This is a genomic window from Levilactobacillus hammesii DSM 16381 (assembly GCF_001434395.1).
Classification (GTDB): domain Bacteria; phylum Bacillota; class Bacilli; order Lactobacillales; family Lactobacillaceae; genus Levilactobacillus; species Levilactobacillus hammesii.
Window position 1 is genome coordinate 68029 of the sequence record NZ_AZFS01000060.1, and the last position, 14121, is coordinate 82149.

The 14121-nt window shown below is 50.5% G+C and carries 13 protein-coding genes; 5 read left to right on the top strand and 8 right to left on the bottom strand.

The window, feature by feature from the left end; all coding sequences use genetic code 11:
- From FD28_RS13390 to FD28_RS08030, 4 genes are all read right to left on the bottom strand, one after another.
- On the bottom strand, positions 1-465 hold a 465-nt coding region (locus tag FD28_RS13390; protein WP_202813061.1), incomplete at its 3' end, for a GW dipeptide domain-containing protein.
- 45 nt (positions 466-510) lie between these two features.
- Positions 511-777 (bottom strand): hypothetical protein, encoded by a 267-nt coding sequence (locus FD28_RS13250; protein WP_157059871.1) that lies wholly within the window; start codon positions 775-777, stop codon positions 511-513.
- A gap of 242 nt (positions 778-1019) precedes the next feature.
- Complete coding sequence (locus FD28_RS08025) at positions 1020-1718, bottom strand: hypothetical protein (protein WP_057734392.1); 699 nt, start codon at positions 1716-1718, stop codon at positions 1020-1022.
- Positions 1719-1762: 44 nt separating this feature from the next.
- Complete coding sequence (locus FD28_RS08030; protein WP_057734394.1) at positions 1763-1969, bottom strand: helix-turn-helix domain-containing protein; 207 nt, start codon at positions 1967-1969, stop codon at positions 1763-1765.
- 185 nt (positions 1970-2154) lie between these two features.
- Between FD28_RS08030 and FD28_RS13315 the strand changes: the two genes are divergently transcribed.
- The 4 genes from FD28_RS13315 (at position 2155) to FD28_RS08050 (ending at position 7085) form a co-directional block, all read left to right on the top strand.
- On the top strand, positions 2155-2412 hold the full coding sequence (locus FD28_RS13315; RefSeq protein ID WP_162255551.1) for a helix-turn-helix domain-containing protein: 258 nt from the start codon (positions 2155-2157) through the stop codon (positions 2410-2412).
- A gap of 254 nt (positions 2413-2666) precedes the next feature.
- Positions 2667-3149 (top strand): flavodoxin, encoded by a 483-nt coding sequence (locus tag FD28_RS08040; protein WP_057734397.1) that lies wholly within the window; start codon positions 2667-2669, stop codon positions 3147-3149.
- A gap of 90 nt (positions 3150-3239) precedes the next feature.
- Positions 3240-5774, top strand: coding sequence for a M1 family metallopeptidase (locus tag FD28_RS08045; RefSeq protein WP_057734398.1), 2535 nt, complete (start codon positions 3240-3242; stop codon positions 5772-5774).
- Between the two features lie 234 nt (positions 5775-6008).
- On the top strand, positions 6009-7085 hold the full coding sequence (locus FD28_RS08050) for a hypothetical protein (protein ID WP_057734401.1): 1077 nt from the start codon (positions 6009-6011) through the stop codon (positions 7083-7085).
- 592 nt (positions 7086-7677) lie between these two features.
- On the opposite strand, the gene FD28_RS08055 is transcribed toward FD28_RS08050, so the two are convergent.
- The 4 genes from FD28_RS08055 to FD28_RS08070 form a co-directional block, all read right to left on the bottom strand.
- Complete coding sequence (locus FD28_RS08055) at positions 7678-9081, bottom strand: C69 family dipeptidase (protein WP_057734403.1); 1404 nt, start codon at positions 9079-9081, stop codon at positions 7678-7680.
- A gap of 80 nt (positions 9082-9161) precedes the next feature.
- A complete protein-coding gene (locus tag FD28_RS08060) occupies positions 9162-9899 on the bottom strand; it encodes a potassium channel family protein (RefSeq protein ID WP_057734405.1) in 738 nt (245 codons plus the stop codon).
- A gap of 254 nt (positions 9900-10153) precedes the next feature.
- Positions 10154-11494: an FAD-dependent oxidoreductase gene (locus FD28_RS08065; RefSeq protein WP_057734407.1), complete on the bottom strand. Its 1341-nt coding sequence runs from the start codon at positions 11492-11494 to the stop codon at positions 10154-10156.
- 75 nt (positions 11495-11569) lie between these two features.
- Positions 11570-12010, bottom strand: coding sequence for a MarR family winged helix-turn-helix transcriptional regulator (locus FD28_RS08070; RefSeq protein ID WP_057734409.1), 441 nt, complete (start codon positions 12008-12010; stop codon positions 11570-11572).
- A gap of 174 nt (positions 12011-12184) precedes the next feature.
- Between FD28_RS08070 and recQ the strand changes: the two genes are divergently transcribed.
- On the top strand, positions 12185-13963 hold the full coding sequence (recQ, locus tag FD28_RS08075) for a DNA helicase RecQ (RefSeq protein WP_057734411.1): 1779 nt from the start codon (positions 12185-12187) through the stop codon (positions 13961-13963).
- Positions 13964-14121: the final 158 nt, after the last annotated feature.

A 14121-nucleotide genomic window follows, 5' to 3' on the forward strand; every position in this document is an offset into this window, starting at 1 on the left:
CGTAGTAGACTTAGCTTGTTTTTGACGCGCTTTAGCTGAATTGCTAGTCTTACCGGCTTTTTTCGTTGCCTTTTGACTGGTAGTGGTTCCCTTGAACCAGCCCGTCAGGTAGTGGCGGTTAACCCAAATAGCTTGTCCTTTTTTACCAATCCGAACTTGATAATAGATGCTGTGATCAATTTTGGCATGCCGGAGTGTGGTCAGAAAGCTTACCTGATATTTAGTACTGCTAAGCTTAGCGGCAGTTCTAAAACGGTAATGCTTGTTGGAAACCTTCTTTAACGTGTAACCTTTCCAGGCAGACTTTCGGCCGTTGACGGCAACCTGATGGTGCTTCATCGGCTTGTTCCACTTGATGTAGTGAACCTTTGAAGCATTGGCAGTAGTTGGTTGAGTGACTGCTAAGCCGATGAAACTGGCTAGAGCTAAACTTGTGACTGCGAGTCCTTTAACAATTTTATTCATAATATTCCTCCTTATTTAAATCCCCGATGATCGTTTTCCTGGTGGTTAATTGTCATGTGCTGTGTAGCGATGGCCGTTGGTTAAGCTAACCATGTTCTGGTAATCGACGATGCTGCCATCGCCCGTTGGCTGGCTAACAAACATCGCATAGTTCCCCTTGATTGTCTTACCACTGAGCCAGTGGCCACTTTCCCAATGGCCAGTGTGTGGGTTGTGAACAATCGCCAAAAAGAGGTTATAGGTGGTTGAGTACCGCATCACACCATGCCCGTGATAGGTCTTTTGGTATTTTAAGTGATATTTTTTGCGCATTTGCTTAATCGTATATTTTGAATGATACGTTTTTCCTTGATAAGTAATGTGATGCCATTTAGCCGCATGGGCCGTGGTAGGTGTGGATATAGCAAAGATTGTAATGGTTGCTAATACTATGAGTAAGCAAAAGGTTTTGAATTTATGAAACATGGTCATCTTCCTTAGAAAACATATTATTTATAGCTATAAGTGATTGCAGGTGTAAATTTGCTAAACATGTGATACTCAAATGGGCGTGTCTAACGTCTATTACTATTGGCAGCAAAGAAAGCTGCGGCAACGGCCCATCCCTTGGCCGCGCGAGCTTCCATTTCTGCTTGTTGTGCAGATTGATAGGTTAGGTTCGACGTTTGCTTCATCTGATCGTGATATTTATCAGTCTCCAGGACGTTGAGGGCTTCCTTGAACGTGTCAGCACGACCAACAGAAACGATATCGAAGAGTCGGGCTGGGTCATAATTATAGAGGTAACGATCCGGGTAATTGATCGATGCTGCTAGTTTTTGTAAGCCGCTCTGATTGTAGGTGATGTCCGATTGCACCGTATGTAGCTGATTCATCACATTTGGACTGGCAGTGGTGTGCTTACGCAAATAGTGATTGTGATACCGCGATTGAATGTTGAAAATCTTATCAATTAGCTTGTAGAACAACCAGTTAATGCCCCACATGATAAAGAAGCTGACTACGGTATTGAGTCCTCCTGAATTTATGTCATCCATGAGAACAGGCAAAACAATAGGAAGCGATATAATCCCTGTGATCTCCCAGACGCGCTTCTTGTATTGCTTGTCAGCCGTTTCATTAGTCTGACGTTGCCAGTTACTATTAATCGTGTTTTTCTTTTTGAGCGCCTCCTCGTAAATCCTCTCCGCCTTGTCCAAAACGGAAAGTGTATCCAACAATGACTCCTTAGACATCGTCTGAATGTCGTCCATGTCTCCACCTCCAAAAAGTACGAAAAGTTGCCATTTGGGAACAACTAAGGCTTAAAAAAAATCGAGAGATTGTCTCGATCGATTCCAATGACAGTGAGGATGGACGCAAATTCTTTGACATCGATGGGAACCGTGCCGGCTTCACGCTTCCAGTATGAACTACGACTCATCCCCAAACGTTGCGCCATCTCAGCCTGTGTGATACCGGCCGCAACGCGTTCTGCTTTGATTCTTCTTAAGTCAAAATCCAATGTATCCAGCCTCCTTTTCACCAATAAACAATACCGTTATCGTTCCCAATTGTCAACGAAACGTTCCAGCTTCGCATCAAAAGTTTATGTGTGGGAACTTTTTTGGTATACTGCATACAATTAGTCAGGGGGTGAGGATCGTTAGGACGAGCGAAGAAGTTATCGACTTGATTATTAAAATTCGAATGGATAAAGCGATCTCACTTTCTGAACTGGCACGAGAAACGGGCATAGCAAAATCAACGTTGTCCAGATATGAGAGTAAATTGCGAACTTTCCCACTAAATAAAGTGGAAGTGTTTGCTGAAGCACTGGATGAAGATGTCAGTTACTTGCTGGGGCTAAATAGTTGGGAAATCACAGGACTGTATGAAAAACTGAACACGGTTAATAAGTATCGCGCAAAAGAGTATTTGCAGCATCTTATTAATGAACAAGAATAAAACGAACTGAGAAAAATCAATCGATGACTTGTCGGATTGGTGTGGTCGCAGTGCGGATTTATCACTTTTCCATGAGGGAACCAATTCTACGCTGATGTAGATTGGTTCTTTTTTTAGATGAGGCAAGGGGAGTAGGCTGTCATTCAACTTTAGATGCTAATCTTTTGAATAAGAAAGCGGTAAAGTTATTTCAATGTTATTTGTTTTTTTGCGGTAAACTGAGGGAAAGACCCAATATAAGGAGGCAAACCATCATGAAACAACCCATCGTCCTCTACTTTTCAAGTACCGGGCACACCGCTGCTGTGGCCCAGAAATTAGCGACCGCACACGATGCCATCTTAGTGCCGGTGCGTCCGCAGACGCCGTACACTGCCGCAGATCGTGATTGGCACGATGCGACAAGTCGCACGTCAGTCGAAAGCAATGATGCCACCTGTCGGCCAGCGATCCAGTCAATCGATGACCAGTTGTTGGCCACGGCTGACGCGATTTATCTCGGGGCACCGCTGTGGTGGGGTCAGATGCCCCGGGTAGTGAATACCTTGTTGGAGGCCCACAATTTCCACGGGAAGCCGGTGTGGACCTTCTGTACCTCGAGTTCGACCCCGATTCATCAGGCGGTACGTCAGTTGCGAACAGACTATCCGACGATCAATTGGCAGAGTGGTCAGCGCTTCACCCGGCGGACGACCGCTGTGGAAGTGCAACGCTGGTTAGGGGATAGTGACCGTTGAACGCAGAAGGATGATCGTGGTAACAGATGACGCGGCATCTCGCGTACAAAAGTGTATAATGAGGATATTCTAATAATTCAGGAGGCAATCATGGCAAAATCCACACATTTCTACGAATTATTCCAACCTAAACATTACAACGTTTACTTAGATATTAATCGGGCAACGAAGCAAATTGCCGGGACGTCCACCATTACGGGGGATGCCAAGGCAACCAACATCGCTATCCATCAAAAATACATGACGATCAGTGCCGTTAAGGCCGATGGGCAAGCTGTGCCCTTTACCTTTGACGATCAGACCGAGGGCATTCATATTGACCTGGGGAAGACCGGCGACACCACGTTGACCATCGACTTCACCGCGCCATTAACGGATAGTATGATGGGAATCTACCCGTCCTACTACGAGATCAACGGCGAAAAGAAGCAGATCATCGGGACACAGTTTGAGACCACCGCTGCTCGGCAGGCCTTTCCTTGTGTCGACGAACCCGAAGCCAAAGCCACGTTCGACCTGGCCATCAAGTTCGACGAACACGAAGGTGAAACGATCATTAGCAACATGCCTGAGGTGAAGACCGAAAACGGCGTGCACTACTTCGACACGACCGTGCGGATGTCTTCCTACTTAATCGCGTTTGCCTTTGGGGAAATGCAAAGCAAGCTGACGACCACCAAGAGTGGTGTGCAAGTCGGTGTCTTTGCCACCAAGGCTCACCAGGCCAAGGAACTTGACTTCGCCCTGGACATTGCCAAGCGCTCCATCGAATTCTACGAAGACTTCTACCAGACACCATATCCACTTCCACATTCCTGGCAAATGGCCTTACCCGACTTTTCTGCCGGCGCCATGGAAAACTGGGGCCTGGTCACGTATCGTGAAGCCTACCTGCTGATCGATCCCGACAACACGGCCTTTGACCTGAAGTTGCGGGTCGCAACGGTGGTGGCCCATGAACTGGCCCATCAATGGTTCGGTGACTTGGTCACGATGAAGTGGTGGGACGATCTCTGGTTGAACGAAAGTTTTGCCAACATGATGGAATACGTCGCTATCGACGCCATCGAACCAACCTGGGGTGCCTGGGACGCGTTCCAATCCGGCGATGTGCCAATGGCTCTGCAACGGGATGCCACCGATGGTGTTCAATCCGTCCACGTCCAAGTCGAAGACCCTGCCGAAATCGATGCGCTGTTTGACAGTGCCATTGTTTACGCTAAGGGGGCTCGGATGCTGGTCATGGTCCGTGCTTTAATCGGTGACGATGCCTTACGTGCCGGTTTGAAGGCGTACTTCACGGCGCACAAGTATGGCAATGCCAAGGGGGCCGATCTGTGGTCCGCGCTGGGTGATGCTTCTGGCCTGGATGTTGGTGCTATCATGAATTCTTGGCTGGAACAACCCGGTTATCCGGTGGTCACGGCCAAGGTCGTTGACGGGAAGTTGACCATTGCCCAACAACAATTCTTCGTGGGTGAAGGTCAGGACGCCGGTCGCCAGTGGCAGATTCCGTTGAACAGCAACTATGACGCTGTCCCAACGCTACTGAAGGATCAGAGCCTCGACCTGGGTGACTACCAAGCCTTACGTCAAGCCAGTGGTGAACCATTCCGCCTGAACGTGGGGAACAACTCCCACTTTATCGTGCAGTATGATGACACGCTCCTGCAGGACATCTTGGCCAACGTCAACACGCTGGATGAAATTTCACAATTACAATTACTCCAAGATTTGCGGCTATTGGCCGAGGGTCGGCGGATCTTCTACGCCGCGGTGGTACCTTTGCTGAAGCAATTTGCCGACAGCAAGTACACGGTGGTCACGAGTGCCCTTTACACGGTAGCGGGCAACTTACGGAAGTTTGTTACGCCGGACTCCGCTGATGAAAAGCAGATCAAGGCCTACTACGATCAACTCAGTGCCAAGCAGGTGGCTCGCTTAGGCTGGACACCACGTGCGACTGATGACATTGATGACGAACTATCACGGCCAACGGTCTTGAGTGCCGCGCTGTTTGCCCACAATGCTGACGCGGTTGCCGCTGCCCACGAGCAGTTCACGACGCACCAGGACAACCTGGCGGGGTTGCCAGCTGCCACGCGGCCATTGATTCTGGCCAACGAGGTTAAAAACTTCGGAAGTGCCGCCTTGTTCGACACGTTACTGGCTGCTTACCGGCAATCCACCGATGCCAGTTACAAGGCCGACCTGAGTGCCGCCCTGACTAGCACCACAGATGCCGCTTTGATTGCCAAATTAATCGTGGCCTTCGAAGATGCCGACACGGTGAAGCCACAAGACTTGCGGGCTTGGTTCCGTGGGGTTCTGGCCAACAGCAAGGGCGAACAGGCCGCTTGGGACTGGATTCGTAACGACTGGCAATGGCTCGAAGATACCGTTGGTGGGGACATGGAATTCACGACCTACATCACGGTCATCTCACGGGTCTTCCGGACGGCGGACCGTTTGGCCGAATTCAAAGCCTTCTTTGAACCAAAGATTAACACGCCAGGTTTAACGCGTGAAATCACGATGGATATCAAGGTGATTGAGACGCGGGTTAACCTGATTAAGGATGAACAAGCCGCTGTGAATGCAGCGATTGCAGAATCCGTAAAATAACGTCAAACATCATTTAAATGAAACATCTGGCAGCCACCGCAACTCGGGTGGCTGTTTTTTTGCGCTCACTAATACTAACGAAAATTTTTCGGTTTCAGTCTCACTTTTTTTCAATAGGATGAGAGAAAATCGGCTATGATATACTAACTCTATTGTGTCATAGCCAAGTTAGTGAACTTGATGTTGTCTGATTGATCAATGTGGGCAACGAATTTGGGTGAAGGAAGGTTCTTTATGAACGCAATTATTGATTATTTTCAATCCATTAAGATTCAGGGGATGGGGTGGTTGCTTTTAGTGTGTCTGTACTTATTTGCCAATCAACCCATTATCATCATCGTCTACCTTTACTTAGCAGCGGTGATGATATTACGCACTTGGTTGGCCCAGTTTCCGTACGTCGCTAAGATTGGATTGACCGTCGCGTATAGCTTACTGATGGTCATCCAGATTATCTTTGTCTCAGCCGTCGTCTTTCCTTTGCGTGGGATGTCGCCGATGTATTTCGTTACGAAACTCGTTGGCGTCGTAGCGGTGGTATTGCCGTTATGGGTTGAACGGTTCGTGACGACAAACAATCAGACGGTTTTCTATCTGCCTACCGTGGAAGAGGCGGCGACGGTGAGCTTTGACGAATTGCGGCAGAGCGCAGACACCCTCAGCAACCTGATGAGTGGGGTGGCGGAAGTGAAGGACAAAGTTTCTGTGGCGCACGTGAAAACAATTATTGACGATCTGCCACGCCATAGCTCGGTTCGCTACATCAATCATGGTACGCTGACACCGGCCTATTTTGAGGCAGTCGAGGCGACGTTGAACGATGAAAAGCTGTATCTGGCGGTATCGAACACGGGAAGCGCGGCGAGTGAAATGATTTCGGTGTTCACCCGCAAACAGTTTAATCACGTCTCACTAGCCTTTGACCGGGACCTCGCAACGATTATTAGCTACAACGGCGGCGACAACGTTTATCCGCCGGGGATGAACGCGGAAACACTGGAATTCTTCCATCAGAAGACAGGGGCGTCTATTCTGGTCTATAGTTTGCCAGTCACTGTGGCCCAGAAGACGTTTATTAGAAACAAGATTGCTGAGATTAACCGCGATGGCAGTGCCTATAACATGATTGGCCTAGTGTCTAAGCATTCCGCCAAGCCCAATATCATGTTCTGTTCGCAGTTCGTTTACCAGATGTTGAAGTTAGCTGATATTGCTTATTTTGATATGAAGCCTGGTGAGGTACGGCCGACCGACTTTATTGAGCAAGACTACTACAAGAAATTGACGTTTGAATATGAACTGAAATTTTGAGCTCAAAGATAGCAGGTGTGACAAGAATAATAGACAACTTGGACCGTTCGCCAAATTTGAGCTGGAACGCTGTGGGCAGGACGGCCAGAGCTACAGAGCGTTCTCTAGCCTCGCTTGAAGCCGAAGGACACGTCTGCAAGTCGCCATTTTTAAGAAGATCACTTGAAAATTCCACGGCTGAGCCCAAACTTGATTCACTCTCGGCTACACGGAAGTCGTCAATTACTATTGACTAATGCCAATACATCAGGTGGTTCAACTAATATTCTATTCAAAGACGATCTTAAACCGGAGGAGGGCAGAGATGGAGCCAGCTGTGTCGACGGTGTTAGCCGATTCTCGGCTTACAGCGTGGGGCGTGTTTGGAGACCGGTGAATTTCCGGGCTTCAAACCGAGCCGGAGGACCGCTCCTCAGGCCGCAGGCGGTCCCCACAGCAGGCGGAATCTCTGACAGCCGCAGGTTGACGGCGTTAGTCCGACCTTCAGCCTGCGATCATGACAAAGCAACTGTGGTTATAGGGTTAACCTTCAAATTGAGACAAAAAAAGTGGCCCACCAGCTAATTGCCGGTGGGCCACTAAGTGTATAGATTTAGTCGTTCAAGTTGTAACGTAACTTCATGTGTTCGGAACCAAACGTCACCATGTCACCGAGTAACTTGGTCTGACGGGTGAAGGATTCGTCGGAAAGCTTCTCGTTGGCTTCCTTTAAGATATCCGTGTTGGCACCATCGACAATGGCAGCATCCGTTTCGTGTTGGATCTGACGGTAAGCGGCCATGGCTTCCAAAGCGAACGTGTTCCGGAAGTCTTCGTACAGGCTGTAGTCCGTGTCACCCAGCAGGGCCGTAGTGCAGCTCAACCAGTACATGTGGTTCATGTTGAACGTGCCATCGGCATCCTTGTAGGCAGCTGGCGTGTCATCAACGTTGGCGTAGAAAGGAACGACCGTGTTGAAGGTGTTAGCGCCAAAGGCTAACCAGTGAATCCCGGCGATGCTGTCGGGCACGTTATTTCTGATTTGTAGGATGTGCACGTCGTGGTTCCGGTTGATCCCGATTGGGCGGAACAACGTCTTGTCATCTTCGGAGCCGTTACCGTAAACATCGTACTTCGTGTTTTCGTAGTGCGAGCTCAGGACGAACTTCACATCGTCAATCGAAATCTTCCGGTTGGCGTGGCAGATAAATGGCAAGTCTTGGTCCTGGGGATCGTGTTCGATTTCAGGGTTGAAGTACTTTTGACCGAACCAAGCACGCGGGTTGTTGTAGACCGTGTCCTTGATCGTGGCGCTACCGAAGATGTGACGCAGGTTAACGTGATCAAAGTCAGGGTTCAGATCATACTTAGCAATCAAGTCTTCCAAGTCATCTGAAGCCAGGGTGTCTTCGGCACTGAAGTCGAAGTCATCAATATTCATGCGGTTAGGTGCCACCACGTAGGCGTCATCTGGAATCCGCTTAGCAGCCCAGTGATGACCACCGATGGTTTCTAACCACCAGATTTCGTTGTTGTCGGAGAAGGCAATCCCGTTTGGTTCGTAGGTCCCGAATTCTTCCAACAGGCTACCTAGACGCTTCACACCGTCACGAGCACTGTGGATGTATGGCAGAACCAACGTGACCAGGTCTTCTTCGCCAATACCGCCAGCAACGTAAGGGTCGATGCCCAGTACGCGTGAGTTGGTGGTAATGGTTTCCGTGGCGGACATCGCGATATTTTCACTGTTGATTCCGGCAGCGGGCCAGATACCATTGGTTAAGATAGAGTTTGGAATGGACGTATAACGCAGTGGGTTGTCAGGCAAGCTGATCTTAACACCACTGATGACCGCTTGGTAGTCGCGGGGTTGATCGTCAGGGTTGACGACAACGAACCGTTCGGGGTCAAGGGCTTCGTGGCCATCATCGTTTCGTGAAATGATGGTGGAACCGTCTAAGGACGCCTTTTTCCCTACTAAAATGGTGGTACATGAACCTTTAATTCTCTTCGTCATGAATACAGCACTCCTTTTAAAAAACATTATAGCATTGAAAGGGGGTGCATTGAAGTGGTTGGTCAGTTCCACGGGAATTTCTAGGAATCGTCGTGGTCATGTGGCGCTGTCTTCAAGAGACGTTTCAACTCCGCATTTTGTTGTTCGATCGTGGTCAGTTGCTGCTGGAGCTGCTGATAGCGATCGATCTCACCACGGTGGGCAAAGTAGGTGGTAATCGTACTGGTGAGGGCACCGATAAAGCCGATACCTACCAGCATGAGCAGGGTGGCCGCCCACTTACCGATGCTAGTGTGTGGGGCAATGTCGCCGTAGCCCACCGTTGAGGCCGTGGCGATGGCCCACCAAAGGGCTTCGTCCCAGGAAACGTGTTCAGCGAAGGAATAGAGGGTCGCCGCCAGAATCAGGATGGCCAGGCTCGCCCAGACCAGGTAGATGAAACCATTAGTTTTCAAAAAGACACTGAGGGGCCGCCGCAGTTTGCCGATGAACCCCACTAGCCGAACGAAGCGAAACAACCGAGAAAGCTGGAAAATACGGGTCAGTCGCGCTAAACGGAAGAAGCTAAAGAGGCTGGTCAGCGGGAGAATGGCAATCAGATCAAAGAGGTTGTGGCGAAAGAAATCCCATTTGTGAGGGGCCCGCCAAAAACGGACCCCGTAATCCACGGTGAACGCCGCCAGAATACCATGGTCGATCCACGACCACGGCTGGGCGCTGAGCCGGATTAGCCCGGATAGGTCGAGAATGACGAGACCTATGGATGTCAGTGCCAAGAAAATCACCAGGCCATTATAGATTTTTAACCGCTGTGTCATTTGTCCACGCCCCCAATCGTGAAGTCACTCATCAAGGCTAGTATCCCATGATTCACGGCCAAAACGGGTTGGTAAGGCTCAGTAGCGGCGGTGGCTTAACTTAGCGGGCGGGGGTATTTATCTGTTAGTGTCCGTTTCGAGGGGATAGAAGCGGAAACATCACGCAAAAAACGGCCTTTTCAGAGAACACAAGAGTTCTGAAAAGAGCCGATTTCGACTTTGCCATTAGGATATCAACATGTGAGCGCGTTAAATTAAGCGTCTAATCGGACGACATTTTCCGTCATCGCCGGCGTTAAGTACGGCAGTAAGGTCTCGAGAATTCCTTGAATTGGTGTGGGAAGGGCGCTGAGCATTGGCGTTAGGTCAGTGGCGGTTAGTCGCTGATTAATGACCATGGTCAAAATTGTTGCGAGATCGGGGGCCGCCATGCCGTAGAGATCGGCGCCCACCAAGTGCTGCGTGTTATCCAACACCACGGTCATTTCCGCCGCGGTTTCACCTTTCAGGCGCTTGCCGTAAGGGACGCGGACGATGTGGTAATTGGTATTGCCGGCGGCTTCGGCTGCTCGCATGCCGACCTGGGCGATGCGAGGTAGGGTCAAGAGAACACTGGGCGTTGTCGGGTAGCTAATGGCCGCGGTCTTACCGAGAATTTGCGCCGCGATGTAGTTGGCTTCAAAGGTGGTGGTCGTCGTCAATTTGGCGACTGACTTGGCCACCACGTTACCGATGGCGTAGATATTAGCGCCATTGGCCCGTAAATGGTCGTCAACGATGATTCCCTGACGATTCGTGTGAATGCCGGCATTTTCCAAACCCAGTCGGGACACGTTGGGGTGGCGGCCAGTAGCGGCCAGAACGTAGTCGGTCTGAACGGTCAGCCCACTCTCGGTCGTCACGGTGTAGCCGTCTGTTGTGGCCGCCACGGTCTTTACGGGTTCGTGGAAGCGGATGTCCGCACCGGCTGCTCGCAGGTGGATCAGTAGCTTGGTGACGTACCGGGGAGCGAACGCCTTGGCGGCTCGGCTCCCGTGAGTGAGAATGGTGACCATCGTGCCGAGTTGTAGGGCCAGTGAGGCAAATTCCAAGGCCATCACCCCGGCGCCGATGATGGTCAGGTGGGCTGGCAGGCGGTCGAGGCTTAAGAAGTCTTGACGATCATGCAGGAATTCCTTGCCGGCAATCTCGGGTTTGGTGGCGTGTTGGCCGGTGCCTAAAACGATATTGATGGCCAGAATCTTTTGCTTGCCGATTTGAATCATGTGTTGACCCATGAGAATTCCCGTACCGTGAATGACAGCGATACCGAGTTGAGCAAAACGTGCCGTCATTTGATCGGAAAGGGCAGCGTTGACCTGGCGCTTGTCGGCCGTAAAGCTCTGCCAACTAAGGTCGGTAGTCTGGCTGTCCTGGTGTTGCGCGACGGGGGTTATCAGTGTCGGGTCATCTAGCAGACGCTGGGTATCGTTACCCGAGTCGGCATTTGGAGCCTTTGTGATGAGAACGACTGATTGACCAGCCTTTCGTAGCGTAATAGCAGCCTGCCAGGTGGCACGGCCACTTCCGATAAATGCGACATCATATTGAATCATTAAATAAAAAACCTCTTTCTAGTGGAGACCATAAGAAAAATGGTCGTGTGCGACTAATCAGTTAAAATAAAAATGCTAATTCAGCATTTTTTCCAAAGTGTCAATCAAAGCGTGATTTTGGGCTAACATGCCCTGGTAATCCGCGGGGTCAATATCCTGCTGACGAACGCAGACGCGAATCGATTTGAAGATCTCAGTTTTACTCGTTCTCCCGGTTTCGGTCAATTGGATAATTAACTGCCGGTGATCGGAGCTTGCTAACTCACGGGTGAGCCACCCCTTATTTTCCATTCGTTTGAGCAATGGTGTGAGGGTGTTACTCCCAAAGTCCAGTTGTTCACCTAAAGCGTGGAGGGGCTGGCGATCCTCTTCCCACAGCGCCAAAAGTACCAAGTATTGCGGATAAGTCAGGCCAAATGGTTGTAAGGCCTGCTGGTAAAATTTGATGAAAAGGCGGCTTGCGTGGTACATCGAAAAGCAAAGTTGGTTCGCCAGCGTCATGTCTGAATCTTTCATGATTGGTTCCTCCAATTAAGTTGCGTACGATTTAATTTACTATAATCTAATATGTATGAGCTGTCAACTATTTCAGGGTAATTTGTGAAAATAGTCTGTTCGCCATGCCGTTCGGTTGTGTCGACTGCCGTTTGCCAGTAGAATGGAAGCATTGAGAAAAAGGGGTAAACAGTGATGGATTTAACGGCAGCACAAAAAGTTTTAAAAACAACGTTCGGTTACGATGAATTTCGTCCCGGACAGCGCGCCGTCATTGAACACGTGATGGCGGGGCAAAACAGCCTGGCTATTATGCCGACGGGTGGCGGGAAATCCCTGTGTTATCAGATTCCGGCACTCCTGTTTGATGGGATTACCGTCGTGGTTTCACCACTGATTTCCTTGATGAAGGATCAGGTTGACGCCTTGAATGATAGCGGGATTCCGGCAACGTTCATTAACAGTTCCGTTGAGTGGCCGGACATTCAGGAACGGCTGGCGGGGCTGCACAATGGCGCGTATAAATTACTTTATGTGGCGCCAGAACGCTTGGATTCGGCGGCGTTCCTGCAGGCACTGGGGCAGTTACCGATTGACCTGTTAGCGGTCGACGAAGCCCACTGTATTTCCCAATGGGGCCACGATTTCCGTCCCAGTTATTTGGCGTTGAGCACGGCGATCGAGCAGTTGCCCACACAGCCCCAGGTTTTGGCGCTGACGGCAACGGCCACCGAACAAGTGGCCACCGACATCTGTCATCAACTTCGGATTGATCCGCAGAATGAAGTGAATACGGGATTTGCGCGGGATAATTTGGATTTGACGGTGGTTAAGGATCAGGATACCGACCGGTTTATCTTGGATTACCTGAAAGTGAATCAAGGCGAGACGGGGATCATCTATGCCAGTACGCGGAAGGAAGTGACCCGGCTGACCACGCTATTAACGCGGCATCATGTCAAAGCGGCGGCCTACCATGCCGGGTTAAGTGATGAGGAGCGGCGGCAAAATCAGGAAGACTTTCTCTATGACCGGATTCAGGTGATGGTTGCGACCAACGCCTTTGGTATGGGGATCGACAAGAGCAACGTGCGGTTTGTGATTCACGCCCAGGTGCCGGGCACGTTAGAGGCTTATTATCAGGAAGCGGGGCGTGCTGGCCGGGACGGTCTGCCGAGTGAAGCGATCCTCCTTTACCGAGCCCAAGATTTGCAGATTCAACATTTCTTCATCGATCAGTCCGAGCGGGATGAAGCGAATAAGCAGCGAGAATATAAAAAATTACAGGTGATGAGCCAGTACGCCAACACGCAGGGATGCCTGCAACAGTTCATTTTGGCCTACTTTGGGGAAACCTCGTCGCCATGTGGCCGGTGTAGTAACTGCCGTGACGACCGCGAGGCCCAAGACATTACGGTGGCGGCGCAAAAAGTCCTCTCCTGTGTGGTTCGTTTACGGTCGCGTTTTGGCAAGGGCGTGGTCGCTCAAGTCTTAACGGGCGCTCATAATCAGCGCGTTCGCGAGAATCATTTGGAAGAACTTTCGACCTATGGCATCATGAATGGTCAGCGTCAAAAGAGCGTAGGGGAGCTGATTGATTTCCTCACGGCTGCCGGCTATTTACAGAGTGTCGGCGGGCAATACCCAACGCTGGCCATCACCCAAGAGGGCGCGGCGGTTCTGAAGGGCGAGACACAGGTTTTTCGGAAGATGGCGCGTCAGGCGAAGCGCTTGGCACCCGTGGATGATGAGCTGTTTGGCAAATTGCGTGAGCTCCGCCGTCGTTTGGCGGAAGAGCAACATGTGCCACCGTTTGTGATTTTCTCCGACCGGTCGTTGCACGCCATGTGCGAGGTCTTGCCACAGGATGAAGCGGCGTTCCTTACGGTTAAAGGGGTCGGGCAAAGCAAGCTGGAGAAGTATGGCGATGCCTTCATGGCCATCATTCGAGAAGACCAGGCGACGGCAAGCTAGTTTTAGCTCACTTGGGCGATATTGAATGGGGCTATCCGCCAATATAGCAGTTCATATTGGTTTTCGCTGATTGGTTCAAGGCCATTGAAATAGTGAAGGGCAGTCACCTGCGGCTGCCAGAGATTCCGGCTGCTGTGGGGACCGCCTGCGGCCTGAGA